24 protein-coding genes are annotated in these 25,436 nt (G+C 70.1%); 20 read left to right on the top strand and 4 right to left on the bottom strand.

Annotated features, from left to right (window positions below):
* The first annotated feature begins 386 nt into the window (after window positions 1–386).
* The 14 genes from dnaK (at window position 387) to ACGFWI_RS04770 (ending at window position 11,675) form a co-directional block, all read left to right on the top strand.
* Window positions 387–2,288, top strand: coding sequence for a molecular chaperone DnaK (dnaK, locus tag ACGFWI_RS04835; RefSeq protein WP_393904476.1), 1,902 nt, complete (start codon window positions 387–389; stop codon window positions 2,286–2,288).
* Window positions 2,285–2,935: a nucleotide exchange factor GrpE gene (grpE, locus tag ACGFWI_RS04830; protein ID WP_393904475.1), complete on the top strand. Its 651-nt coding sequence runs from the start codon at window positions 2,285–2,287 to the stop codon at window positions 2,933–2,935. The genes dnaK and grpE overlap by 4 nt, the downstream gene beginning before the upstream one ends.
* A gap of 486 nt (window positions 2,936–3,421) precedes the next feature.
* A complete protein-coding gene (locus tag ACGFWI_RS04825) occupies window positions 3,422–3,730 on the top strand; it encodes a gas vesicle protein (protein ID WP_393904474.1) in 309 nt (102 codons plus the stop codon).
* Between the two features lie 78 nt (window positions 3,731–3,808).
* Window positions 3,809–4,258, top strand: coding sequence for a gas vesicle structural protein GvpA (locus ACGFWI_RS04820; protein WP_393904473.1), 450 nt, complete (start codon window positions 3,809–3,811; stop codon window positions 4,256–4,258).
* A 3-nt stretch (window positions 4,259–4,261) separates the two neighbouring features.
* A complete protein-coding gene (locus ACGFWI_RS04815) occupies window positions 4,262–4,975 on the top strand; it encodes a GvpL/GvpF family gas vesicle protein (RefSeq protein ID WP_393904472.1) in 714 nt (237 codons plus the stop codon).
* 20 nt (window positions 4,976–4,995) lie between these two features.
* Window positions 4,996–5,253, top strand: a complete 258-nt coding sequence (locus tag ACGFWI_RS04810) for a gas vesicle protein GvpG (RefSeq protein ID WP_393904471.1) — start codon at window positions 4,996–4,998, stop codon at window positions 5,251–5,253.
* A gap of 27 nt (window positions 5,254–5,280) precedes the next feature.
* Window positions 5,281–5,994, top strand: coding sequence for a hypothetical protein (locus tag ACGFWI_RS04805; protein WP_393904470.1), 714 nt, complete (start codon window positions 5,281–5,283; stop codon window positions 5,992–5,994).
* A complete protein-coding gene (locus tag ACGFWI_RS04800) occupies window positions 5,987–7,144 on the top strand; it encodes an SRPBCC family protein (protein WP_393904469.1) in 1,158 nt (385 codons plus the stop codon). Before ACGFWI_RS04805 ends, ACGFWI_RS04800 begins: the two co-directional genes overlap by 8 nt.
* A gap of 30 nt (window positions 7,145–7,174) precedes the next feature.
* A complete protein-coding gene (locus tag ACGFWI_RS04795) occupies window positions 7,175–7,600 on the top strand; it encodes a gas vesicle protein (protein ID WP_393904468.1) in 426 nt (141 codons plus the stop codon).
* Window positions 7,597–8,511: a GvpL/GvpF family gas vesicle protein gene (locus ACGFWI_RS04790; RefSeq protein WP_393904467.1), complete on the top strand. Its 915-nt coding sequence runs from the start codon at window positions 7,597–7,599 to the stop codon at window positions 8,509–8,511. Before ACGFWI_RS04795 ends, ACGFWI_RS04790 begins: the two co-directional genes overlap by 4 nt.
* 44 nt (window positions 8,512–8,555) lie before the next feature.
* Complete coding sequence (locus ACGFWI_RS04785; RefSeq protein ID WP_393904654.1) at window positions 8,556–8,750, top strand: gas vesicle protein; 195 nt, start codon at window positions 8,556–8,558, stop codon at window positions 8,748–8,750.
* A gap of 99 nt (window positions 8,751–8,849) precedes the next feature.
* Window positions 8,850–9,266 carry a gas vesicle protein K gene (locus tag ACGFWI_RS04780; RefSeq protein ID WP_393904466.1) on the top strand — a complete coding sequence of 139 codons (417 nt, stop codon included), beginning with the start codon at window positions 8,850–8,852 and terminating at the stop codon, window positions 9,264–9,266.
* A gap of 323 nt (window positions 9,267–9,589) precedes the next feature.
* Window positions 9,590–9,760 carry a hydrophobic protein gene (locus tag ACGFWI_RS04775; protein WP_086717956.1) on the top strand — a complete coding sequence of 57 codons (171 nt, stop codon included), beginning with the start codon at window positions 9,590–9,592 and terminating at the stop codon, window positions 9,758–9,760.
* A gap of 211 nt (window positions 9,761–9,971) precedes the next feature.
* Window positions 9,972–11,675, top strand: coding sequence for a cholesterol oxidase substrate-binding domain-containing protein (locus ACGFWI_RS04770; protein ID WP_393904465.1), 1,704 nt, complete (start codon window positions 9,972–9,974; stop codon window positions 11,673–11,675).
* Window positions 11,676–11,773: 98 nt separating this feature from the next.
* On the opposite strand, the gene ACGFWI_RS04765 is transcribed toward ACGFWI_RS04770, so the two are convergent.
* Both ACGFWI_RS04765 and ACGFWI_RS04760 read right to left on the bottom strand, forming a co-directional pair.
* A complete protein-coding gene (locus ACGFWI_RS04765; protein WP_393904464.1) occupies window positions 11,774–12,886 on the bottom strand; it encodes a CapA family protein in 1,113 nt (370 codons plus the stop codon).
* 189 nt (window positions 12,887–13,075) lie between these two features.
* Window positions 13,076–14,119 carry a DMT family transporter gene (locus ACGFWI_RS04760; RefSeq protein WP_393904463.1) on the bottom strand — a complete coding sequence of 348 codons (1,044 nt, stop codon included), beginning with the start codon at window positions 14,117–14,119 and terminating at the stop codon, window positions 13,076–13,078.
* Window positions 14,120–14,201: 82 nt separating this feature from the next.
* Between ACGFWI_RS04760 and ACGFWI_RS04755 the strand changes: the two genes are divergently transcribed.
* From ACGFWI_RS04755 to ACGFWI_RS04735, 5 genes are all read left to right on the top strand, one after another.
* Window positions 14,202–15,053 carry a LysR family transcriptional regulator gene (locus tag ACGFWI_RS04755; protein WP_393904462.1) on the top strand — a complete coding sequence of 284 codons (852 nt, stop codon included), beginning with the start codon at window positions 14,202–14,204 and terminating at the stop codon, window positions 15,051–15,053.
* A 104-nt stretch (window positions 15,054–15,157) separates the two neighbouring features.
* A complete protein-coding gene (locus ACGFWI_RS04750; RefSeq protein ID WP_393904461.1) occupies window positions 15,158–15,925 on the top strand; it encodes a (2Fe-2S)-binding protein in 768 nt (255 codons plus the stop codon).
* Window positions 15,926–16,221: 296 nt separating this feature from the next.
* Window positions 16,222–17,664, top strand: a complete 1,443-nt coding sequence (locus ACGFWI_RS04745; RefSeq protein ID WP_393904460.1) for a family 2B encapsulin nanocompartment shell protein — start codon at window positions 16,222–16,224, stop codon at window positions 17,662–17,664.
* Between the two features lie 19 nt (window positions 17,665–17,683).
* A complete protein-coding gene (locus tag ACGFWI_RS04740) occupies window positions 17,684–18,736 on the top strand; it encodes a family 2 encapsulin nanocompartment cargo protein terpene cyclase (protein ID WP_393904459.1) in 1,053 nt (350 codons plus the stop codon).
* Window positions 18,737–18,769: 33 nt separating this feature from the next.
* Window positions 18,770–19,645 (top strand): geranyl diphosphate 2-C-methyltransferase, encoded by an 876-nt coding sequence (locus ACGFWI_RS04735; protein WP_393904458.1) that lies wholly within the window; start codon window positions 18,770–18,772, stop codon window positions 19,643–19,645.
* Between the two features lie 319 nt (window positions 19,646–19,964).
* Here ACGFWI_RS04735 and ACGFWI_RS04730 read toward each other — a convergent pair whose 3' ends face one another.
* Window positions 19,965–21,926, bottom strand: a complete 1,962-nt coding sequence (locus ACGFWI_RS04730; RefSeq protein WP_393904457.1) for an amino acid transporter — start codon at window positions 21,924–21,926, stop codon at window positions 19,965–19,967.
* A gap of 140 nt (window positions 21,927–22,066) precedes the next feature.
* Window positions 22,067–22,843: a GNAT family N-acetyltransferase gene (locus ACGFWI_RS04725; RefSeq protein ID WP_393904456.1), complete on the bottom strand. Its 777-nt coding sequence runs from the start codon at window positions 22,841–22,843 to the stop codon at window positions 22,067–22,069.
* 329 nt (window positions 22,844–23,172) lie between these two features.
* On the opposite strand from ACGFWI_RS04725, the gene ACGFWI_RS04720 reads away from it, so the two are divergent.
* Window positions 23,173–25,353 carry a SpoIIE family protein phosphatase gene (locus ACGFWI_RS04720; protein ID WP_393904455.1) on the top strand — a complete coding sequence of 727 codons (2,181 nt, stop codon included), beginning with the start codon at window positions 23,173–23,175 and terminating at the stop codon, window positions 25,351–25,353.
* Window positions 25,354–25,436: the final 83 nt, after the last annotated feature.

Here is a 25,436-nt window from a genome sequence, read left to right as displayed (position 1 = left end):
GGCGGCGAGGAAACCGGCGCCACCCTGACCGCGCGTCATTACATGCCCATGACAATCCTCGCCTCCGGAGCCACCGGCCTGCCCGCCTCGCCGCCACAAGGGCCACCCGACTGCGGCGGTCAGCGGGAGCGTGACAGCGGTTGGCGCATACGGTGTATATGTCTTGAATGGGAATATCTTGACAGATGTGTCGGTGCGTTTTATGCACGTTTTATACAGACGAGGCGGTCGGCTCGCCCGCTATATCAGCAGGTGAGAGGGCCTACGGGCGAGCCGCGGGGCCACCCGGGCGTTCGGTTCCCGGCTCCGCCAGGGGCCTGCGGGCGTCGGGTCCCGGTGCCGGGCGGTGCCGCTCCGGGAGTCGGCCGCAAGACGAGGAGAAGACCATGGCACGTGCAGTGGGTATTGACCTTGGTACGACGAACTCGGTGGTCAGTGTGCTGGAGGCCGGTGAGCCCACGGTCATCACCAACGCCGAGGGCGCCCGGACCACCCCGTCGGTGGTCGGGTTCTCCAAGGGCGGCGATGTGCTGGTGGGCGAGGTCGCCAAGCGGCAGGCCGTGACCAACATCGACCGCACCGCGCGGTCGGTCAAGCGCCACATGGGCGAGGCGCAGTGGCGTTTCCCGGACAGCGGCGACATCGACGGCAAGCAGTACACCGCGCAGGAGATCTCCGCGCGGGTGCTGCAGAAGCTCAAGCGCGATGCCGAGGAATACCTGGGCGAGGACGTGACGGATGCGGTCGTCACCGTTCCGGCGTACTTCAATGACGCCCAGCGCACCGCGACCAAGGAGGCCGGTGAGATCGCGGGGCTGAAGGTGCTGCGGATCGTCAACGAGCCGACCGCCGCGGCACTGGCCTACGGCCTCGACAAGGAGAATGACCAGACGATCCTGGTCTTCGACCTCGGTGGCGGCACCTTCGACGTCTCGCTCCTGGAGATCGGCGACGGCGTCGTCGAGGTGAAGGCCACCAACGGCGACACCCACCTGGGCGGCGACGACTGGGATCAGCGGGTCGTTGACCACCTCACCAAGCAGTTCAAGAACGCCTACGGCATCGACCTGTCCCGGGACAAGATGGCCACCCAGCGGCTACGGGAAGCCGCCGAGAAAGCCAAGATCGAACTGTCCGCGGCGACCGAGACCACGATCAATCTGCCGTATCTGAGCGCGTCGGCCGAGGGGCCGCTGCACCTGGACGAGAAGCTCACCCGCTCGCAGTTCGAGCAGCTCACCGCCGACCTTCTCGAACGGTGCAAGACCCCGTTCCACAATGCGGTGAAGGACGCCGGGATCAAGATCTCCGACGTCAATCATGTGATCCTGGTCGGCGGCTCGACCCGCATGCCGGCGGTGACCGAGCTGGTCAAGGAGCTGACCGGCAAGGATCCGCACAAGGGCGTCAACCCGGACGAGGTCGTCGCCGTCGGCGCCGCCCTCCAGGCCGGTGTCCTCAAGGGTGAGGTCAAGGACGTCCTCCTGCTGGACGTCACCCCGCTGTCCCTGGGCATCGAGACCAAGGGCGGCATCATGACCAAGCTGCTCGAGCGCAACACCACGATCCCGACCAAGCGCTCCGAGATCTTCACGACGGCCGAGGACAACCAGCCCTCCGTGCAGATCCAGGTCTTCCAGGGCGAGCGCGAGATCGCGGCGTACAACAAGAAGCTCGGCATGTTCCAGCTGACCGGTCTGCCGCCGGCCCCGCGAGGCGTCCCGCAGATCGAGGTCTCCTTCGACATCGACGCCAACGGCATCATGCACGTCACGGCCAAGGACCTGGGCACGGGCAAGGAGCAGAAGATGACCGTCACCGGCGGCTCCTCGCTGCCGAAGGACGACATCGACCAGATGGTCCGTGACGCCGAGCACCACGCAGAGGAGGACCGCCGCAGGCGTGAGACCGCGGAGACCCGCAACCAGGCCGAGCAGCTCGTCTACCAGACCGAGAAGTTCCTCAAGGACAACGAGGACAAGGTCCCCGGTGAGGTCAAGACCGAGGTCGAGACCGCGATCGGCGAGGTCAAGGAGAAGCTCAAGGCCGACTCCGCCGACGGCGACCACACCGCGGAGCTCCGTACCGCCACCGAGAAGCTCGCGACCGTCTCACAGAAGCTGGGCCAGGCCATGTACGCCGACGCGCAGTCGCAGGCTCAGGCCCAGGGATCCGAGGCGGCCGATGGCTCCGGCGAGGGCGGATCGGGCGCGGCCGGCGGCGACCAGGACGATGTCGTCGATGCGGAGATCGTCGATGACGACAAGCAGGAGGGAGGCGCACGATGAACCGTCCGACCCACGTCCGTGGCCTCCCGCAGCCGCCGCCGGCCCTCGTCGGACACGGGCAGGAGGCACACCCCGGACCGGTCCCGCCCCGTGTTACCCAGGGGGAGGAGCAGACCGCACAGGACGAGGCGGGGACGCCGTACGGTGACGGCCGGGACGCCGACCGGCCATCCCGTCATGACCGGACCGCCGGGCGGCCGGGGCCACAGGAAGCGGCGCTGCGCGCCGAGCTGCGGGAGCGTACGGCCGATCTGCAGCGGCTGAAAGCCGAGTACGACAACTACCGCAAGCGGGTCCAGCGCGACCGTCTGGCGGTCCGCGAGATCGCCGTGGCCAATGTGCTGAGCGGGCTGCTGCCCGTGCTCGACGCCCTCGCCGAGGCCAGGAAGCAGGGCGAGGTGACCGGTGGTTTCCAGCGCATCGCCCGGGTTCTGCACACCGAACTGGGGGCGCTGGGTCTCCAGTCCTTCGGTACGGCGGGCGCCCCCTTCGACCCGCTGATCCATGAGGCCGTCACCTACACCCCCGACGACCGGCTGGAACACACCACCTGCACCGCGGTCCTGCGCCAGGGGTACCGGGTCGGCGACCGTCTGTTGCGCCCCGCGCAGGTGGCCGTCGCCGGCGAATCGCCCGCCCGGCCCTGAGGACCACCGCGCATCATCGCGGCCCGGTCCACGGCATGACCCGAAGCTCTGCGGCGTCACGAGATGACCTCGGTCTCGTGACGCCGCTGCATGCCGGATTCCGTTTCTGACATCGGCGGATCCGATCCCTTGGCCCGGCGCACGGTCCTTCCTGAGTAAATGCGCCCCTGAATTCCGTTCCGGGGAAACGGAATTGCCCTTACCGTCTGCCCTCTGCTCCCCTTCTCCCTCACAGGCCGGAGGCGGCGAGCGACGTCAGCGCAAACCAGGAACCGGATCGGATACCGGCGAGCCGTACCGGTTGCCGTCGGGAGCCGTGGAGTGAGCGGCGAGTTGATCGACGGAGCACGTCTTCCATAAGGCGGAATGCTGCCCCTTGCGTGCGACGACGCATACGTTCGAGTCCCGGGGGCACGCGGTCCTCTATCGCCAACAGACATCCACCGTACTTCGACAGAAACCCTACGACGCACGACAGGCGGGATCATGGCGACCGAGGAAAACACGGAACAGAAGAAAGCAGGCAACGGCGGACCGGAGCGGATCGCCGCCCCCACCGCAATGCGGCACGCCTCCGGGCAACTTGCCCAGATGCTGCAGTGCGAGCCCGGCTCGGTGTCGGCGCTCAAGGCCACCGATGACGGTTGGCTGGCGGATGTGGAAGTGGTGGAGATCGAAAGGGTCCCGGACACCGCGAGCGTGATGGCTTCCTACCGCGTTTACCTCGATGGACAGGGCCGGATTACGGGCTACGAGCGAACGCGCCGATATGGACGCGGCCAGATCGACAGATGATGCGGACCACGCTCGGCCCAGCCATGACATGACACGGCCCCATGACCCGCTCCAGTCAACTGGAAGGGACGATCGACCGTGACGGCCATTCAGCAATCCAACGCAGCGACCAGCGGAAGTGGTTCGGGAAATCTTTACGATGTTCTTGAGCTGATTCTCGACCGGGGGCTGGTCATCGATGCCTTTGTGCGGGTCTCCCTCGTCGGCATCGAAATTCTCAAAATTGACGTACGCGTCGTCGTCGCGAGCGTGGACACCTATCTGCGCTTCGCCGAGGCGTGCAACCGTCTGGACCTGGAATCGGGTCGCAAGGCGCCGAGTCAGCTCACCGATCTGGTCGGCGAGGCAACCGAGAGCGGCGCCAAAGGAAAGTCGAAGGGCGCACTGACAGGCGCCGTTGAGGCATTCACCGATTCGCTGCACAAGGGCCAGGAGGGATCCGAGGAGGAGCCGGCGGCGGAAGAGCGGCCGGCGCGTAAGACCTCCGGCTCCAGCAGCCGTCGCACGGCCCGTCGGCGGGAGGACTGAACCATGGCGACCTACCTCTACGCCATCACCGGTGCCGACCACCCCTTGCAGCTGTCCGGCGTCACGGGTGTCGGTGACCCCGCGGCGCAGCTGCGCACCGTCAGGACGAAGGACCTGTGCGCGGTGGTCAGCGACGCGCCGGCCGGGCTACGGGCCAAGCGCCGTGATGTGGTGGCCCACCAGGGCGTGCAGGAGCGTCTGCTCGCCGACGGTGCCGCCCTTCCGATGCGCTTCGGACTGGTCGGCCCCGACGACGCACAGGTGGTTTCCGCCCTGGAGGAACACCGCGACACCTACACCCGGCGCCTCGAAGAGGTCGACGGCTGCCGCGAGTACCACCTCAAGGTCGCACGCGACGAGGACGATCTGCTGCGGGAGATCGTGCGGGAGTCCCCCGAGGTACGGCAGCTCAACGACCGCACCCGGCAGAACCCGGGCGCCTACGACGTCAAGATGGCCCTGGGCGAGCTGATCTCGCAGGAGGTCCAGGCCCGCCAGGACCACGCCCGTACGGCCATCGTGGCCCGGCTCGCTCCGGCTGCGGTGCGCACCGCTGACGTCGAACCGACGAAGCACCACTTCCTCAGCGTGTCGTTCCTCGTCGAGCGGGAGAAGGCCGCGGTGTTCTCCGAGGCGGTCCATGAGGAAGCCGGGCAGCGCGGTGACACCTACACCTTCAGTCTGCACGGCCCGTTGCCGCCGTACAGCTTCGTCTGACGCGCGAGCGGAGGTCCGTCATGGGACTCATCACACAGATCCTGACGCTGCCGATCGCCCCGTTGCGGGGCACGGCCTGGGTCCTGGACCAAGTGCTGCTCACCGCGGAACGCGAGTACTACGACCCGGAGCCGGTCCGCGAGGAACTGGCCGCGCTGGAGCAGCAGTTGCTGGACGGCAGCATCGGGAGCGACGAGTTCGACTCCCGCGAGGACGAGCTCTTGGACCGGCTGGAGTGGCTTGAGACCCACCAGCAAAGGCTACGTACCGATTCCTGATCACGGGGAGAACGAGGTGTACGAGAGATGATGTGCAACGCCAAAATAGGTGTGGCCCTCGTAGGGGGCTATCTACTGGGGCGCACGAAGAAAGCCAAGATGGCCATCGGCCTGGGCATGTTCCTGGCCGGCAAGAAACTGAACCTGGACCCGAGGCAACTGGGCACGCTGGTGGCCAACTCGCCGGTCCTCGGCCCTCTCAACGACCAGGTACGCAACGAGCTCGTGGACGCCACGAAGTCGGCGGCCGGCGCCGCGCTCACCCAACGGATGTCCGGCCTCGCCGACTCCCTGCACGAGCGGACCCTGGCCCTCGACACGGGCGGGACGGACGGTGCCGGGCGCACGGTGGACGACCACGACCCGGACCCCGAGGACGAGCCACCAGGCGAGGCGGAGGACGTCGACGACGCCGCGGACACGCAGGACGCCGCGGACGCCGGGAACGAGAAGCCGGCACCGCGCCGTAAGACAGCCGCCAAGTCGCCCTCGCAGTCGGCCTCGCAGCCGTCCGCGAAGCCGGCCGAGAAGGCGGCGCCGGCCAAGAAACCGGCCACCGCCGACCGGTCCTCCAAGGCGCGACGCTCGGCGTCGAGCGCATCCGGGACATCGGGCAAGGCGACCACGTCCTCCCGCGGACGTACCTCCACCGCCCCGGGGCGGAAGACCGCCTCCGCGGCCCGTGGCAAGGCTTCCGGCGCGGCGCGCACGGTGGCCGACCGTGGGGGCCGCAATGGCTGAGTCCACATTCAGCAAGATCAAGGACGAGGTGACCAGGAGCCCGGCGGCCGACCAGCTCAAGGAAGAGCTGCAGCACTACCTCCAGGCCCGCGCGGAACATGCGGTCACCAACCTCGGCCACAAGCTGGGCGAGAGCGTCGGCAAACTCGCCGAACCCGGAGCGGGCGCCGGTGCCCTGGCAGGCAGTCTGGCGAAGGGCGGCAAGGCTCTCGGTGAGGGCAAGTCGCCACAGCGGGCGGCGCTGGCCGCCGGCGCCTCCCACCTGAAGGACACCGTCAAGGACAAGGTGAAGGGCCTGTTCAGCGGGGGCCGCAAGGGCGGCGGCGGCAAGTCCAAGAGCGTGACGATCGTCGAGGACATCGACGTGGGGGTTCCCGTACGCGAGGCGTACGACCAGTGGACTCAGTTCCAGGAGTTCAGCACGTTCGCCAAGGGCGTCGTCAGTGTCGAGACCTCCGGTGACACCAGCAGCAACTGGAAGGTGAAGGTCGCCAAGTCCACGCGCAGCTGGCGGGCCCATGTCACCGAGCAGGTGCCCGACGAGCGCATCAGCTGGACCACCGAGGGCGCGAAGGGCACGGTCAAGGGTGTGGTGACCTTCCACCGCATCACCGACACCCTGACGCGGGTACTGCTGGTTCTTGAGTACTTCCCCAAGGGGCTGTTCGAGAAGACGGGCAACATCTGGCGCGCCCAGGGCCGCCGGGCCCGGCTGGACCTCAAGCTCTACCGCAAATTCATCATGCTGCGCGGCGAGGCCACCGAGGGCTGGCGGGGTGAGATCCAGAACGGCGAGGTCGTCGTGGAGCACGCCGACGCCGTCGCGGAGGAGGAAGAACGGGAGGACGGGGCGGACGGCGAGCCCGGCTTCGACGACGACGTGCGCCCCGAAGAGGACAACGCCGACGAGGCTGCGGAGGCCGAAGACGAGGTCCTCGACGACGAGGACGTCGAGGACGAGGACGATCAGGACGGCCTCGCAGCGGACGCGGAAGGTGAAGACGACGAGTCCGTGGAGCCTGCCGACGAGGACGACGACGACCGCACGGAGCCCGTCGACGAGGACGACGACCTGCCGGATGAACGGGACCCGTACGGCGAGGACGAGCCGGCACCCCGCCGGAGGCGCCGTACCGCCGTTGCCCGCTGACCCGTCCCGACCGCACAGACGAGGCTGATCATGTCCGATTCACTGGCCGGCCGTATGGGGCCTTCCTCCGGGCCGTCCCCGTACGGCGGGCAGGGGGCTTCCGCCAACCTGGCCGACATCCTGGAACGCGTCCTCGACAAGGGCGTCGTGATCGCGGGCGACATCCAGATCAATCTGCTCGATATCGAGCTGCTGACCATCAAGCTCCGGCTGCTCGTCGCCTCAGTCGACAAGGCCAAGGAGATGGGCATCGACTGGTGGGAGCACGACCCCTCCCTGTCGTCCCGCGCCCGTCCGCCGCAGCAAGTCCCCGCCGGGCACCCACCGGCCGCCGGCCGGGACCCGCTGGCCGAGGAGAACCAGCAGCTGCGCGCCGAACTCGCCGAGCTTCGGGCGGCCGTCGGCTCCCCCAGGGGCTCCGACGGACCTCGGACAGACCGCGAGGAGGAGCAGTGAACCGCCGCCCCACACCAGGAACCGAGGAGACCGCCGGGTCGCCGCGGGAACCCCTCCCTCGGTCCACGGAGCGGCAGGAGCCGCCCGGCCACCCCGGTATCTCCTACGTCTACGCCATCGGCCGCGCCGGCGCCGCCCTCGAAGCGGCGGTCCCTGAGCTCACCGGACTGCGGGACGGCCCCCTGCGGACGGTCACCGCAGACCGGCTGACCGCGCTCGTCTCCTCCGTCCCGGCCCGCGCATTCAGCGAGGAGGGCATGAAGGCGCAGCTGGCGGACCTGTCGGCGCTGGAGGAGCTCGCGCGTACGCACCACGCGGTCGTCGAGGCCGCCGCTGCCGGCACGACGGTGCTGCCCATGCGGCTGGCCACGGTGTATCTGGACGACGCCCGGGTGCGGTCGATGCTGGACGGGCGCTGCGCCGAGTTCGAGGAGTTGCTCTCCCTGCTCGAAGGCCATGCCGAAGTGGGGGTGAAGGTGTACGCGGACGCGCGCGCAGCGGCCGGGGCCGGGGCCGGGGCCGGGGCCGAGTCTCCCCCGCGCGACGGTCCGGACCCCGCTTCGTCCCCGGTCAGCCCCGGCCGGGCCTACTTGCAGCAGCGCCGCGCCCAACGGCGTACGCATCGTGAGGCCTACCGCGCGGCAGGAGCCGTCGCCGACGAGGTGCGGGGCCGGGCGGCCGGCATGGCGCGGGACAGGGTCGTGCACCGGCCGCAGCAAGGTGAACTGGCGTCCGGTGCGGGCGAGAACATCGCCAACGAGGCCTATCTGGTCCCCACGGACCGCATCCGGGAATTCCACCGGGCGGTCTCGGGTCCGGCCGAGGGCGTCCCCGGCGTACGCGTCGAGATCACGGGCCCATGGGCCCCGTACTCCTTCGCGACGCCGCCCGCGGAAAGCCGGAGCGGGTGAGCGGTGACGAGGTCCCTCAGGCTCCCTTCGCGGATTCCTCCCACCTGACGGACCGCTCCGAGGAGGAATCTCTCGCCGGGCGGCAGATAGCGCTGATCGATCTCCTGGACCGGCTCCTGAACGGCGGCGCGGTCCTTACCGGAGACGTGGTGCTGTCGATCGCCGACGTGGACCTGGTCCATATCAATCTGCGTGCGGTGATCCGCTCGATCACGCCCGACAGCCCGGCACCGTGGTGAAAGCCCGGTGCCGGACCGCATCAACACCGGTCCCCGGTATGTCCTTTCCGTTCCCGCCCCTTCCCCGAGGAGACATTCCCCATGGACGAGGGATACGCCATGACAGCCGCATCAGAGGGTCCGGCCGCCCCCGCGGGCCCCGCCTTCGCGGAGGTGGCCCAGGCGGCGGCCCGGGCATTCGACCTGGCGCCGACCGGGGCCGACGAACCTCGGCGGGGGCAGGACAGCAGTGTCGCCCAACGGCTGAAGACCGACCCGGAGACGGTCGAACGCGATCTCATCCGCTTGGTACTGACGATCGTGGAGCTCTTGCGACAGGTCATGGAGCGCACCGCGTTGCACCGCGTCGACCACGGCGACCTCAGCGAGGAGCAGGAAGAGCGCGTCGGTATGACCCTCATGGTTCTCCAGGACCGGATGGCGGAACTCTGTGAGCGATACGGGCTCACGATGGACGACCTCAATCTCGATCTCGGTCCGCTGGGTTCCCTGCTGCCGCGCAACGACGTCACATGAGCGGCTCGGCCGCACGCCTTCACCGGCCGCCCGGGCAGCACGTATCTCGCCCACGTTTCAGCGCCGGTTGAGCGGCAAGACGGCATGACAGGGCCGTAGAGCACACCGGATTTTCCGTCGCTCCCCCGCGGTCATCCGCGGCGCGATTCCCAGGTCCGCGCGGAGCGGCCGACCACCGTCCGGACCGCCGCCAAGGATCAAGCACACAGTCCACGCCCGGCCGGAGCCGGGCGGGTCGGGGTCGTGGGTCCCGCATTCGTCATCAGCGCCATGGTTTCTTCCATGCGCGCTCTCCCGTCCTACCGATACGGAGGTGCAGCGATATGGTTCCGCTGCTTCTGGTTCTGCTTCTCGCGTTGCTTCTCTTCGGCGCCGGATTCGCGCTGAAGGCACTGTGGATCGTCGCGGTGGTCGTGCTGGCGTTCTGGCTGCTCGGCTTCCTGATGCGGTCGGCCGGCGCCGGCGGCCGGCGCGGCCGCTGGTACCGCTGGTAGATCCGCGTCCGATCCACCGATGTCCCCGGCGGGCCGATCCCCTTCGGCCCGCCGGGGAGCGGTATTTCCTGACAACGACCATTGCAACTGATGGGCCGTCACCTTACCCTTCCGGCACACCCCCACCGCACCGGGGCGCTCGTACGGTTTCACCCCTACGATCCGTGCGCGGTGCAGCGGGGCCGGCGCGCCGCGTGCCGGAAGGACAGCCATGTCCGACGACAGCGCTCGAAGAGCTTCCTTCACCCGCCGCACGCTGCTGACCGGGGCCGCTGCCGCGGGACTCGCCGCGGCAGCCGGACTGCAGCCCGCTCATCGCATCGCCGCGGGCAGCGCGGCGGCCACCCTCACCCCTCCGCCCGGCTTTCCCGCGGGCATCCCGCTGGCCCAACAGGCCTTCCGCAACTGGTCGTTGGAGATCATCGTCGAGGGCGTCTGGACGGCCTCGGCCCGTACCCCCGACGATGTGGTCACCCTCGCCAACTGGGCTCATGAGCACGGCTACCGGCTACGGGCCCGGGGCAAGGGCCACACCTGGTCGCCGCTGGTGGTCCCCGCCGGGGCCGACACCAACCGTACGGTCATCGTGGACACAACCTCCCACCTCACCGCGGTCAGCGTGCGCGGCGGCGGCCCTGGAAGTGTCACCGCGCAGACGGGCGCGACTCTCGACACCATCCTGGCCCGCCTGGAGGAGGCGGGGCTCGGCCTCGCCACCACCACCGCGCCCGGCGACCTCACCCTCGGCGGGGTGCTCGCCATCGGCGGCCACGGCACGGGTCTGCCCACCGCCACCGAGCGCCCGCCCGCGGGCTCCGGCTTCGGCACCCTGAGTTCCCTGGTCACCTCCCTCACCGCCGTGGTGTGGAGCGCGGCCGAGGGCCGCTATGTGCTCAAGACCTTCACCCGCTCCGACCCGGACATCCGCGCGTTCCTCGTCCATCTGGGCCGCGCGTTCCTCACCGAGGTGACGATGACCGCGGCGGCCAACACCCGGCTGCGCTGCCAGAATTGGTTCGATGTGAACGTGGGCACCGTCTTCGGTCCGCCCGGCACGGGCGGCCGCACGATCAGCTCCTACCTGGACCGCACCGGACGCATCGAAGCGATCTGGTTCCCGTTCACCGATGTGCCGTGGCTGAAGGTGTGGAGCCTGGCGCCGGCCAAGCCGCTGCTCAGCAAGCAGCTCGACGTCCCGTACGCCTACAGCTTCGCCAACCGTGTCACCGAGGAGATGTCGGGGCTGCTCGGGGAGATCGCCTCGGGCGGGGGCGACAAGACGCCCGCCTTCACCAAGCTCGCCATGTCCATCGTCGGATCCGGGCTGATCGTGACCGGTACCTGGGATGTCTGGGGCTGGTCGAAGAACAGCCTGCTGTACGTCGAACCGACGACGCTGCGGATCGTCGAAGCGGGGTGGGCGGTACTGACGTCCCGGGCGAATGTGCAGCGGGTGGTGGGGGACTTCTACGCCCGCTACCAGAGCGCGCTGACGGCCCATCAGAGCCGGGGCTCCTATCCGGTCAACGGCCCGATAGAGCTGCGTATCACCGGTACGGACCCCCTGGACGGTCCCCTGCTGTCCCCGGCGCGGGCCCGTGCCGACCATCCCGAGTGGGACACCGTGGTGTGGCTCGACTTCGCCACCTATCCGGGTACGCCCGGCGCGGGGCCCTTCTTCCGCGAGCTGGAGCAGTGGATCTGGCAGACCTACACCGGTTCGTATGCGTCCGTACGTCCCGAGTGGTCCAAGGGCTGGGCCTATACGGACGGCGGGCCGTGGACGGACCCCGCCGCCGTGGGCGGCACCGTCCCGGCCGCGTTCGAGGACTGGCGCACGGCCCGGGACACCCTGAACTCCTACGATCCGGCACGGGTGTTCTCCAACACCTTCCTCGACACTCTGCTGCCCTGAGAGACGCCGGTCCCCCGGGCGCGCCGCGTGTGCGGCCGCCCGGCTCCCCGGCGGTCGTGCCGTACGGCCGTGGACGGCCGGCGGAGCCGCGGCCGCCCCTATGCGGGACGAAGAGTGAGGGTGCCCTCCGGGGCGGAGGTGACGCAGGGGCGGAAGCCGGAGCTGATCCGGTCCAGGACCGCACGCAACCACCGGGTGTCCGGCTGCGAGGCGTGCCGCAGCCGCATCCGCCGGGCCTGCAGCGGGGTGATCCGCACCTCGTGGAGTGCGCCGGTGTCCGGGTCCAGTGAGACGAGGCAGAGCAGCCGCAGGTCGTCCCGGTACCGCTCGTAGCCGGTGATGCCCTCGTAGTCATCGATGAAGTCGCCGCACCCGTGGATCACGAGCTTTCCCCGGTACGCCTCCAGGGCGCGGGGGTGGTGCGAGGAGTGCCCGTGGACGACATCCACGCCGCCGTCGAGAAGCGCGTGCGCGAAGGCGGCCTCGTCACGGGATACGTGGTAGCCCCAGTTGGCACCCCAGTGGACGGAGACCAGCGCGATATCGCCCGGCCGCTTCAGCTGTCGTACCCGGTCGGCGAGCACGGTTGCGGCGGCGGACGAGGGCCTGGCCACGAAGCCGACCCCGGCGCGGTCCCGGGTCGCGGCCCATGAGCGGGGGATGCCGCTGGACGGCATCCCGAGGGAGAAGACGAGGATCCGGCGGCCACCGTCGAGGGGGACGGTCGCCGGCCGGCCCGCCGCGTCGGCGTCCGCGCCCGCCCCTGCCGTCCGCAGCCCGGCCCCCGCCAGAGCGTCGAGGGTGTCGGTCAGTCCTTGGCGGCCGAAGTCCAGGACGTGATTGTTGGCCAGTACGCACACGTCGGGGCGGGCGGCGGTCAGGCACGGAAGGTTCGCCGGGTGCATCCGGTAGTGGATCTCCTTGTCGCGTGCGAATCCGGCGCTCCCCGTGATGCTGGTCTCCAGATTGAGCACCCGGGCGGCGGGGGCGGCCTCATCGAGCACCAGCAGGGCGTCCCCCCAGGGCCAGGAGTAGTCGACCGGCGCGGGAATGGGGCCGTTCGCGGCCTCCGCCAGCTCGATATAGGCGCGGGCGTCCCGGACGTAGCCCTCCCGCAGCGCCGGGTCCCCGGGGTGCGGAAGGATCTGGTCGACGCCACGGCCGAGCATGACATCGCCGCAGAGGAACAGTGTGAGCAAGTCACCGCCCATCCCTCCAGGTTAGAGCCAGTCGGCGGAGGTTTCCCGTCGCGTCGGCCCGCGCTCCGCTCCGTCATGGCCACGAGCCGCGCGAAGCTCCGCTCCTCCCGCCGGCGAGCTGCTCTCGGCGCCTGTGAGCTGCGCTGATACGTGACCGTGTGGAGAGGCGGAGAGGGGGCGGGTGCCGTACGGGTGGGGCGCTCAGCAGGCGTCACAGCGCGGCATCGGTCCGGTCTGCCGGCCGTGCGCCACGGTGGAGCCGGCCACCACGGTGGAGCCGGCCACCACCGTGGAGTCGGCCACCGCGACCGGGAGTGCCGTGCCGCGGCCGGCGGGCGGGGCCGTGGGGCGGGAGCCTGCGGCCAGGATGCTGACGGTGTTGGCCGCCACGATGACCGTGATGGCCAGCCAGTCGATCGCTTGCAGGGTCTGGTCCAGGACGACGAGGCCGACCAGCGCCGCGAGGACCGGGTTGACGCTCATGAAGATCCCGAAGAAGCGGGCGGGGACCCGGCGCAGGGCGAGCAGGTCGGCGAGGAGCGGGACGGCCGAGGAGAGGATTCCGGCGGTCGCCGCATATCCCAGGGCGCTCGCGGTCGGCGGGTGGTGGGCGAGCACGGTGATCCCGACGGGTATGTACAGCACGGCGGAGACACCGGCAGCCGCGGCCGAGCCCTCGGTGCCCGGCAGACGGACGCCGACGAGGCGGTTGAGCACGATGTAGGACGCCCAGCACACGGCAGCGAGCAGGCCCAGCGCGATGCCCGTGTAGTCGGTGCTCGGCTGCGGGCGGGTCAGCAGGACGACCGCCGCCCCGGCGACCAGGGCGCACAGCAGATCCGCCAGGCGGCGGGAGGCGGCCAGGGCCACGGCCAGCGGCCCGAGGAACTCCAGAGTCACCGCCAGGCCCAGGCCGATGCGGTCGATCGCCGTGTAGAGGGACAGGTTCATCGTGGCGAACACCGCCGCCAGACACAGCACCGGCCACCACTGCCGCCAGGTGAAGGAGCGCAGCCGTGGCCGGCCCACGGCCAGCAGGACGAGCCCGGCCACCCACTGCCGGACGGCCACCACGCCCGCCGGGCCGATCACCGGAAACGCCAGTGCTCCGGTGGCGGCACCGGTCTGGTTGGAGAGGCCGCTGCCGAACATCATCGCGACCCCCGCAGCCCGGCCCGCGTGACGCGCCGCCGGTCCCCCACGTGCGGCCCCGGGGTGCGACCAGCCCTGAGTGCTCCTTCTCATGCACCGCAGCATCCGCCCGGAGACATCCATACGTAAAATGCATGCACGTACTCATCAATGCGCTGTGGTTATGGATCTGCACATGGAACTGCGACATCTGCGCTGTCTGGTGGCGATCGTCGACGCCGGTGGCTTCACCGACGCCGCCCTCGATCTCGGCATCTCCCAAGCGGCGGTGTCCCGCACCCTCGGTTCGCTCGAAGACGCCCTGGGGGTGCGGCTGTTGCACCGCACGAGCAGGAGCGTCATCCCCACCACCGCCGGTGTCCAGGTGCTGGCACGCGCCCGGAAGGTGCTCGCCGAGGCCGACAACCTCATCCGCGAGGCCACCACCGGCCACACCCGGCTGCGCATCGGCCATGCATGGTCGGCCATGGGCCGGCACACCGCCGAGTACCAGCGCCGCTGGGCCGCCCGCTACCCGGACGTCGAACTGCATCTGGTCCGCACCAACTCCGCGACCGGCGGCCTGGCGGAGGGCCTGTGCGACCTCGCCGTGGTCCGCACCGCCTTCGATGACGCGCGCTTCGCCAGCGCCGTCGTCGGCCATGAGCGCCGCTACTGCGCCATGGCCGCCGACGACCCCTGGGCCAAACGCCGTTCCATCGCCCTGGCCGACATCCGCGAACGCACTCTCCTCATCGACCGGCGCACCGGCACCACCACCGCCGACCTGTGGCCCGAATCGGCCCGCCCCGTCGTCGAACACACCCAGGACATCGATGACTGGCTCACGCTGATCGCCACCGGCCGCAGTGTCGGCATCACGCCCGAGAGCACCGTCAACCAGTACCGGCGCGACGGGATCGTCTTCCGGCGACTGCGCGACGCCACGCCCATAGCGGTCCATCTCATCTGGCGACGCCATGACCCGCATCCGGCGACCCACGCCGCCGTCGCGCTGCTGACCGACCTCTACCGGCAGCGGAAGTGAAGGGCTGCGCTCCGCCTCGATGCCGCGCCGGCCCGGCAACACCCAGGCGCCGAGCATCCGGCTCCCCCTCCCGCTCCGCCTCACCCACACCAGACAGGTACGCCATGACGGAACCCACCGCCGCGCTGCAGGAACAAGTCGCGTCCCTCGGGCCGTTCTTCGCCTTCGAGATGCATGCCGCGGGGTCGGAACTCCCCTCCCCCTGGCGGACGTTGAGCGAGGTGGCACGGGCGGAGAGCGGCGTCCTGCGGGAGCGTGTCACCGCGGTGCGTGCCGCCCTTGCCGCCGGCAGCGGCAGACCGGCCGAGGCCGTGGAGCTCCGCGTGGCCGCGTCGGTGGCGCATCTGGGGCTGGTGGCGCGGATCATCTCGCCGATGCTCGGCCTGGCCGCTCTGCACGGCCTGCCGTCGCGGCCGCCCATCCTGGACGAACTGGGATGGCACTCCGGCCTCGGCGGCGCGTTCCCCCTGTCGCTGCCGCGAGAGACGGTGGCCGCAGCCGCCACGAGCGGCACGGGCTCCGTCGCCGGTGCCGGAGCCGGTGCCGTAGGGGACATGCTGGACGGCCCGATCGGCGATCTGGTGGACGCCGTCGCGGCCTATTCGGTGTCCCGGCGCATTCTGTGGGGCAATGTGGCATCGGCCGTGAACGGTGCGGCCGCGGGCATCGTGTCCGCTGCACCGGCCCTGGCGCGCCCCGCACGCGCAGCGGCCCTGCTGTTCCTGCGCCGGCCACAGCTCCGGGACGCCTACACCCTGGACGTCCGCAACGGGCGCTTCCGGCGCCGGAGTTGCTGTTTGATCTACCGCGCCGCTCCGGACGCCGCGGGAGCCACCTGCGGCGATTGTGTCCTGGTCCGGCCGCGGCCATGACCGTCGGGCAGGCACGGTGTGCTGTTCGGATCGTCATGCGAACCCGCTGCAGATGAGGGCTGCGGGTAGCGGTCCCGACGCCGGTATTCCTGGATCATGTGGCGGCCGGAGGGCGTGCGGAGGCACGAACGAGATCCAGGTGCCTCGTTCCGGGGTTTGTGCCTCCTGACTGCGAGGACGCCCCCTTTCACGCTGTACCGACGTGTTCTCCGGTCTGTTTGGCTTGTCGCTGCGCACGGCCACTTTGTTCACCACCGGCCGTTTTACTCACTTCTGTTCACGTCCCGGGAGGGAATGTGTCCGTACCGGACAATGTCACCGGTTCCGCTACCGAGGAGCCCGCTCTCGAACCACCCGCAGACAGTGCGCTCACCAGCCTCAGCACACAAGCCGCGCGCCAACTGGCGACCACCACCAAGTCCGAACCCCAGATGCAGGCCATCACCTCGCGATGGCTGCTGAAAATGCTGCCGTGGGTGGACGTCAAGGGCGGCACCTACCGGGTCAACCGGCGTCTGCAACTCCGTGTCGGCCGGGGCCGTGTCCAGTTCGAGCAGAACGGCGCGGACGACATCAAGGTGATCCCCCAGACGCTCACCGAGCTGCCCGTCCTGCGCGGTTACGACGATATCGAGGTCCTCCGTGAGATCGCCGGCCGCTTCCGCGTCCGGGAGATCCGGGCCGGCCAGGTCCTCTTCGAGGCAGGGCAGCCCGCCACCGAGGCGTACCTCGTGGTCCACGGCCGGTTCGCCCGCTACACGGTCGGCAAGTACGGCGAGGAGGAGGTCATCGGCGTCGTCACGGACGGCGACCAGATGGGGGACGAGGCGATCGGCCGGCCCGACCCGCTGTGGCTGAGCTCGGTCCGGGCCGAAACGGCGGGCGTGCTGATGGTGCTGCCCTGGGACGTGATCCAGGAGTTCACCGACCGGGCGCCGTCCCTGGCCGCACATCTGGCGGCGTACGCGGAACGGCAGCAGCGGCCCATGAACCGCAGGGGAGAGGCGGAGGTGCCCGTACAAGCGGGGCACGTGGGCGAGCCGGCACTGTCCGGCGGCTTCGTCGACTACGACCTCGCCCCGCGCGAGTACGAACTCTCCCTGACCCAGACCGTGCTCCGGGTACACAGCCGGGTCGCGGATCTCTACAACGAGCCCATGGACCAGACGCAGCAGCAACTTCGGCTGACCGTCGAGGAGATCCGCGAGCGCCAGGAGTGGGAGCTGGTCAACAACCGGGAATTCGGCCTGCTGCACAACGCCGACTACGGCCAGCGCATCAGTACTTACACCGGCCCGCCCACCCCCGACGACATGGACGAGCTGTTGTCCATGCGCCGCAAGACACGGCTGTTCCTGGCCCACCCGAAGGCGATTGCCGCCTTCTTCCGGCAGTGCAACAAACGCGGTCTGGTACCGGGCACGGCGAACGTCGACGGGCACGAGGTCCCCGCCTGGCGCGGCGTCCCGATTTTCCCGTGCGGCAAGATCCCGGTCAGCGACGCGCACACCAGCAGCATCATCGCGCTGCGTACCGGCGAGGCGGACCAGGGAGTCGTCGGCCTGTACCCGACCGGTATCCCCGAGGAGTTCCAGCCCGGCCTGAACGTCCGCTTCATGGGCGTCGACCAGGCCGCCATCATCAAATACCTCGTCACCGCCTATTACTCGCTGGCCATCCTCGTGCCCGACGCAGCCGGAGTCCTGGAGAACGTCCAGATCGGCCGGAACGCCGACTGACCAGGTGGAGTACGCACCCATGAGCACGCCCCCCAACACCGCCGCCGGGTTTTCGTTGCCCGGCCCGCCGAGCCTCGTCCCTCCGACCCGACACGGCACAGCCGTCCCCGGGCTGAGGTACCGGCCCGCCGCCCCCGCCGACCCGGAAAAGGCCAAGGAGATCGACCGCAGGCTGGAGGCCTGGGCCCGCCGGCTGGATCTCTTCCCCGCGCAGTGGACCGGCGACTTCGCGCAGTTCCAGGTCGGCCGGGCCGTCGTCCTGCAGCATCCCGGTGCGGCCGACCTCGAACGCCTCACCGCCGCGGGCGAGTTGCTGCTGGCCGAGAACATCGTCGACAGCTGCTACTGCGAGGAGGACGAGGGCCGTGGCGCCGCGCGGCGCGGCCTGGGCGGCCGGCTGATCATCGCCCAGTCGGCCCTCGACCCGTTCCACGGCACCGCCGAACTGGAGGAGGAGTGGCGCCACGGCGTCCAGGCCGACGGCCCCCTGCGCTCGTACCACTGGGCCCTGAAGGACTACGCGGCCCTCGCCACCCCCAGCCAGACCGACCGGTTCGTCCATGACATCGCCCGGCTGCACCTCGGCTACCTCGCCGAGGCCTCCTGGGCGGAGACGCGGCATGTACCGCATGTCTGGGAGTACCTGGTGATGCGGCAGTTCAACAACTTCCGCCCCTGCCTGTCCATCATCGACGCCGTGGACGGCTACGAACTGCCCGAAGCGCTCTACGCCCGCCCCGAGGTCCAGCGGGTCACGGCCCTGGCCTGCAACGCCACGACCATCGTCAACGACCTGTACTCCTTCACCAAGGAGCTGGCGAGTGACCCGACCCACCTGAACCTGCCGCAAGTGGTGGCGGCCAACGACAAACGCGGTCTGAAGGCCGCCTACCTGAAGAGCGTCGAGATCCACAACCAGGTCATGGAGGCGTTCGAGACGGAGTCAGCCCCGCTGTCCGCCCTCTCACCCCTCCTCGAAAAGTACGTCCGGGGCCTGGCCGACTGGGTCTCCGGCAACCACGAGTGGCACGCCACCAACACCGAGCGCTACCAGCTGCCCAACTACTGGTAGTCCGATCCCGCGCACCATCGCAAGGAGTCACCGTTGACCATCGCTCACGCCGACACCGCCCGCACACCGGTGCCGACCCAGTCCACGTACCAGTCCCGCGTCGCGGACTACTGGAACGCCGAGGAAAATCCGGTCAACCTCGAACTCGGTAAGATCGACGACCTCTACCACCACCACTACGGCATCGGGGACGCCGAATGGTCGGTGCTGGACGAGCAGGACCCCGACCGGCGCCGCGAACGGGTCACCGGCGAACTGCACCGGCTGGAACACGCGCAGGCCGAACTCCTCGCCTCCCACCTCGGCGACCTCTCCCCCACCGACCGCGTCTTCGACGCCGGGTGTGGACGCGGCGGCGGCAGCGTGGTCGCGCACCTGCGCCATGGCTGTCACACCGACGGGGCCACGATCTCCGCCAAGCAGGCCGACTTCGCCAACGAGCAGGCCCGCAAACGCGGCATCGACGACAAGGTGCGGTACCACCACCGCAACATGCTGGACACCGGATTCACCCCCGGCGCGTACGCGGCGTCCTGGAACAACGAGTCGACCATGTACGTCGAACTGGACCTGCTGTTCGCGGAGCACGCACGACTGCTGCGGCGCGGTGGACGTTATGTCACGATCACCGGCTGCTACAACGACGCCTACGGGCGCGCCTCCCGCGAGGTGTCGCTCATCAACGCCCACTACATCTGTGACATCCATCCCCGCTCGGCGTACTTCAGCGCCATGGCCCGCAACAGGCTCGTCCCCGTACACGTCCAGGATCTGACGGAGGCCGCGCTGCCGTACTGGGAACTGCGCCGGCAGGCCGATCACCTGGTGACGGGCATCGAGGAGACCTTTCTGAACGCCTACCGCAACGGCAGCTTCCAGTACCTGCTGATCGCCGCCGACCGCGTGTGAGTTCCGGGGCCGCGCCGCGCGCCGGCACCGGTGATCCGGCAGCCATCCGCAGCTGGGCCGCGCGCTGATCCGGAAGAAGCGCCATAGGTTCCTGAGTCAGAGGTTCTCCGTCAGATCGCCAGTCGTCGGTGAGATGCCTGGCGCTCCCAAGACCGGGCCCGCAGCAGGGAACCCGTCCGTGCGTCGGCCCGGACAACTCCCGGGAACTGCCGGAAAACCTCTGACTCGGGCCACTGGCCCCGGCTACCTCATCCGACCGTCTTGAAGCTCATGGAGGGTCGAGAGGCAGCCCCGGGGTGACGGGTGCGGCGGTGACCGCTCAGCCGACGTGGACGCGGGGGCGGCGGTCGCGGTCGGGTTCGGCCTCGCGCAGGACCTCACGGGTGACGGGGGCGACTTCGCCCTGGCCGAAGAGGAAGAAGCGGAGGAACTGGGCGAAGGGGTTGCCCTCGGTCCACTCGAAGTAGATGTGCGGCCGCGCTCCGGTGGCGTCCCGTACGTGCAGCAGCAGCGCGGCCAGCGCGTTGGAGATGGTGGAGCTGTCCATGACGAGCACCCGGAAGCGGCCGTGCAACGCCTCCCCGCGTACCTGCAGTTCGCTCTCGAATTCGGACGGGTCGCTGACGGTGACCTCGACGAAGATGAAGTCTTCGTCGACCGGGAGATCGTTGTCGGTGCGGATCTGCTGGAGCTTGTCGCGGTACTCGGACAGATCGCGCTGGTCGGGCTCGTTGGCGATGAAGCGGATCTTGCGGTGGGCGGCGTCGCGGATGAACCGCTCGGCCGTCTTGTCGAGCACGACGCTGGTCACCCGCAGCTCGAAGGCACGGGCGAGGCGGGAGAGGAACGACAGCAGAATGATGCCGGCGATGAAGCAGGCACCGATCTTCACCCCGTCGGGGCGCTCGATGACGTTCGCCACCGTGGTGTAGAGGAACACCACGGCGATCACGGCGAAGCCGATCGTCCAGCCGCGCTCGCGGGCACGCCGGGCGGTGATGGTCACCGCGATCGCGGCGGAGCTGATCAGGACCAGGACGCCGGTGGCGTAGGCGCCGCCCTGGGCGTCCACATCGGCGTTGAAGAGCCAGGTCACGAGGAAGGCGACCAGGGTGAAGACCAGCACCATCGGGCGGACCGCTCGCGCCCAGTGGGGCGCCATTCCGTAGCGCGGCAGGTATTGGGGCATGAGATTGAGCAGGCCGGCCATGGCCGAGGCGCCGGCGAACCAGAGGATGGCGATGGTGGAGACGTCGTAGACGGTGCCGAAGGCGGAGCCCAGGTACTCGTGGGCCAGATAGGCCAGGGCGCGCCCGTTGGCCGGCCCGCCGGGCTGGAACGCCTGCGCAGGGATGAGCAGAGTCGTGATGAAGCTGGTGATGACGAGGAAGATGCTCATGATCACGGCGGCGGTGGTGAGCAGCTTCTTCGCACCCCGGATCCGCCCCGTGGGGCGCTCCTCGGTGTCGTCGGGGTCGCCCTCGATATGGGGCATGACGGCCACTCCGGTCTCGAAACCGGACAGGCCCAGCGCGAGCTTCGGGAAGACCAGCAGGGCCACGCCGACCATCGCCAGGACGCTGCCGTGCTCGGTGGTCAGCGCATGGGACCAGTCGGTGACGACATGCGCCGCGCCGACCAGATGCCACAGTCCGGCCACGACCACGACCACGTTGAGTCCCAGGTAGAGGCCCACCAGGACGATCGCCACCCCGATCGCCTCCAGGAAGCCCTTCAGGAACACCGCGCCGAGCAGCGCCACCAGGATCAGCGTGATGACCAGTTGGCTGTCGTGCAGGGCGCTGGTGAGGTGCGGGTTCTCCACCAGGTGGGTGGCGGCGTCGGCTGCCGACAGGGTGATCGTGATGAGGAAGTCGGTGGCGGCGAACCCCAGCAGGGTCAGCACGAACAGCTTGCCCTGCCAGAAGGACAGCAGCCGCTCCAGCATGGCGATCGAGCCCTGGCCGTGCGGACTCTCCCTGGCCACCCGCCGGTAGACCGGCAGCGCGCCGGCCAGCGTCACCAGGACGAGGACGACGGTGGCGATCGGCGACAGCACGCCCGCGGCCAGGGCGGCGATGCCCGGCTGATAGCCGAGCGTCGAGAAGTAGTCCACTCCCGTCAGGCACATCACCCGCCACCACCGCTGTCCGCGGTGGGCCGCGGGCGCGGCGTGCGGCCCCGGGTGGTGCTTGGCCATGTCGGCCAGGCCCTCCAGCATCCATGCGCGCAAGCGATGCCGTGCTGCGGCCCCGGGAGGAGAACCGGCGGAGGCGGCCATCGTGTGCTCCTGTCGTACCGCGAAAGCGTCCGGCCATCGGCGAGACGGCCACGTCAGCGTACGTAGTGCGGAGGGTGTCGCCGTGGTGCTCGGCGGTGTGGCGCGTCGTGTCCCCGGAGTCCACGGCGGTGGCCGGGCGGTCAGGCGGGGAGCCCGGACCCCTGGTGGGCCGGTTTTCCGGTGAGGTGCTGCACATACTCGTGCTCCAGACGGAATCCCGCGGTCCAGGCGAGGAGCCGGCTGGGGCGGTTGTCGCGGGAGCAGGTCCAGCTCGGGCTGTGGCCGCGGGTGGCGATGTCCTGGCACAGGGCGGTCACACAGGCCAGGGCCAGGCGCTGACGACGGTGTTCGGGGACGGTGAAACAGGCGATGTCCTCGTAGCGGGTGCCGTGGAAGTACGTACAGGCAACGGCGAGGACGTCCTCCTCGCGGAAGGCCGCCCAGCCGAGCCCGGAGGCGGCGAGACCGGCCGGGCCGCCCCAGCTGGCGTGGACCCACGCCGTGTCCGGGGTCAGAGCGGCCAGCGCCGGAGCGTCCTCGGCGGCGAGCCGGCGCACGGTCACGCCGTCCGGGGTGCGCGGCACCGGTACGGGCACCTGGTGCAGATACAGCATCCGCTCCCATGGCACGACCAGATCGAAGGCGCTGCCCAGAGCCGGCAGGAAGCGGGCAGGAGCCTGCACATAGTGCGCGCCGAAGACGGCGAGGGCATCCCGGGCCAGGGCCTCCGGGTCGCCGCGGAGCAGGACATGGTCCGCGCAGGCCACGGCCAGGGCGCGTGGAGCGGCGGCCCGGTCGGCCCACCAGCGGCCGGTTCCGGATGCCAGGACATGTTCGGGAAGCGCTGCCGCCCCGGGCGATCCGGCGGTGAACCAGCGGGTGAGCGGGGGGAGTTGGTCCGGGGCGAGCTCGATCACAGGGTTCCTCGGGTGGTCGCGGCCTGCGCCGGTGCGGCCGGGCGGGGCCGGTGGCCGGTGCCGACGGCGCTACCGGCCACCAGGACCCTAGGGGAGAAAAGGGGTAAGTCGGGCGCGACCCCCTCCCGGGAAGGGGAACGGGTACGCCGAACGGACCCGTCAGGGCCCGGGGGTGCACGGCGGCGAAGGAAGGACGGAGCGTTCAGCGCGTCGCCGGGCGGATCCGCTCGGTGACCCTTCCGGCTCTGGCCTGGACTCCATGGAGTGGTGTGCCAGAGTGGAAGTGGACGGGCGCCGCGGTCGGTGCGTGCGAGAGAGGGCGGCCTGTCATGTCCCTACAACCGGATCGCCTCGGCGCGGTCACCACTCATTCCAGATCCCCGTCCCGGCGGACCGGGGAGTATGAGGACCTGTTCGATCAGGCTCCGGTGATCTTTGTTGCGCTGAGCGGTCCGTCCCATCTGCTGGAGGCGGCGAATCCGGCGTTCTTCGAGGCGTTCGGAGGCGACCGTACGGATACCGGCGTGCCGATCGGCGAGCTGATTCCGGAGCTGGTGCCGCAGGGCGTCCTCGACCGGCTCGATGCGGTGTACCGCACCGGCACCGCGTTCCGTGCGCGCGGCGCACGGCTGGTGCTCGGTGCACCGGGGGCGGAGCGGGAGGGGTTCTTCGACTTCACCTACGAGCCCCGCCGGGACCCGATGGGCGAGGTTGACGGGGTGGCCGTGATCGCGGTGGAGACCACCGTGTACCACCACGCCCAGCTCCTCGCGGCCGAACAGCGCATCCTGCTGGAGCAGATCGCGCGCGACGCCCCGCTGGACGACATCCTGACCGGCATGGCCCGGGCGATCGAGGAGTTGTCGCCGGAATTGATCGTCTCGGTGCTGCTGGCCGATCCGGACGGCCGGCATCTGCGGCACGGCACCGGTCCTGGCCTGCCCGACTTCTACAACGAGGCGATCGACGGGATCGCCATCGGTCCCGACGTGGGCTCGTGCGGCACAGCCGCCTATCTGCGCGTGCCGGTGATCGTCACCGATATCGCCACCGATCACCGGTGGGAGGGTTACCAGGAGCTGGCGGCGCGGGCCGGGGTCGCGGCGTGCTGGTCCACCCCGATCCTGGGGGCGGACAACCGGCTGCTCGGCACCTTTGCGATGTACCACCGGGCCCCCAAGGTTCCCGAGGAGAAGGACGTGGCCCTCAGCGCCGCGTTCGCCCGTATCGCCGCGCTGGCCATCGAGCGCCACCAGGCCGTGGAGACGTCCCGCGCCGCCCAGGAGCGGGAGAAGGAGGCCCGGGAGGACCTGGCCTTCGTGCTGGAGGCCAGCACGGCCATCACCCGCGAGCCGCACTACTTCGACTGTCTGCAGCGCTTGGCCCGGCTGACCGTACCGACCCTGGCGCCGCTGTGCAGCGTCCATGTGCTGGAGGACGGCCGGACCCGGCGGATCGCCGTGGCCGCCGCCACCCCGGCCGAGGAGGGCCTCCTCGCCTCCCCCGTACTCCGCGACCAGGCCGACAGGGCGGTGGCCCGGGTCCTGGCCTCCGGCACCACCGAGACGGACCACACCGACGCCTCGCCCGCCGCCGACCGCCGTGTGCTGCCCGGCGTCACCGGATATGTCTGCGTCCCGCTGGCCACCCTCGGCCGCACCTTCGGGGTACTGACCCTCCTGGCCACCGACCGGCCCCTGGACGGCCATGCCATCGCGCTTGCCGAGGAGCTGGCCCGCCGGGCCGCTTCCAGTGCCGACAACGCCCATCAGTTCAGCGACCGCGTCCAGCTGGCCCGCGATCTGCAGGCTGGGCTGCTGCCTCCGGAGCTGCCCAGGATTCCCGGCGCCGATCTGGCGGCGTCCTACCACCCCGCCGGGGAAGGGCTGGAGGTCGGCGGCGACTTCTATGACGTCTTCCCGCTCCCCGACGACCGCTGGGCGTTCATGATCGGCGATGTCTGCGGGCGCGGCGCACTGGCCGCCACCACCACCGGCATGGTCCGCCACACCGCACGCGCCGCCGCGCGTCTGCTGCACGACCCGGCGGCCGTGGTGGCCGCCATCAACGACGCTCTGACCGGGAGCGCGCTCCACGAGGACTACTTCGTCTCCCTCGTCTACGGTGAACTGCGGCACACCCCGTCCCACCTCGCACTGGAGCTGATCCGGGCCGGCCATGTGCCCCCGCTCGTGCGCCGCTCCGACGGCACGGTCGAACAACTCGTCCATCCGGGCCTGCTCCTGGGGATCGACCCGGAGTTCGACGGCACCGCTTGCCGGCGCGATCTCTTCCCGGGGGACAGCCTGGTGCTGGTCACCGACGGCATCACCGAGGCCCGCTCCGCCACCGGCGAGTTCTTCGACGAACACCGTCTGGCCGACGCCCTCCTCCTGGCTACGTCCTCCGGCGCGGCCGGCCTCATCGAGGCCGTCCATGCCGCCGTGACCGCCTTCGCGGGTCGCTCCACCCCCGATGACCAGGCCACTCTGGTGCTCACCGCCACCTGACACCCGGCCCGGCGCCGACCGGTGGGCGCGGAATCGGGACCCGGCGCGCACACCCCGGCCGATGACCACGGCCGCTCCCCCTC

The sequence above is a fragment of the Streptomyces sp. NPDC048434 genome (genome assembly GCF_043200375.1).
Classification (GTDB): domain Bacteria; phylum Actinomycetota; class Actinomycetes; order Streptomycetales; family Streptomycetaceae; genus Streptomyces.
Note: the sequence above shows the minus strand (reverse complement) of the source record. Positions and strands in the feature narration are given on the sequence as shown.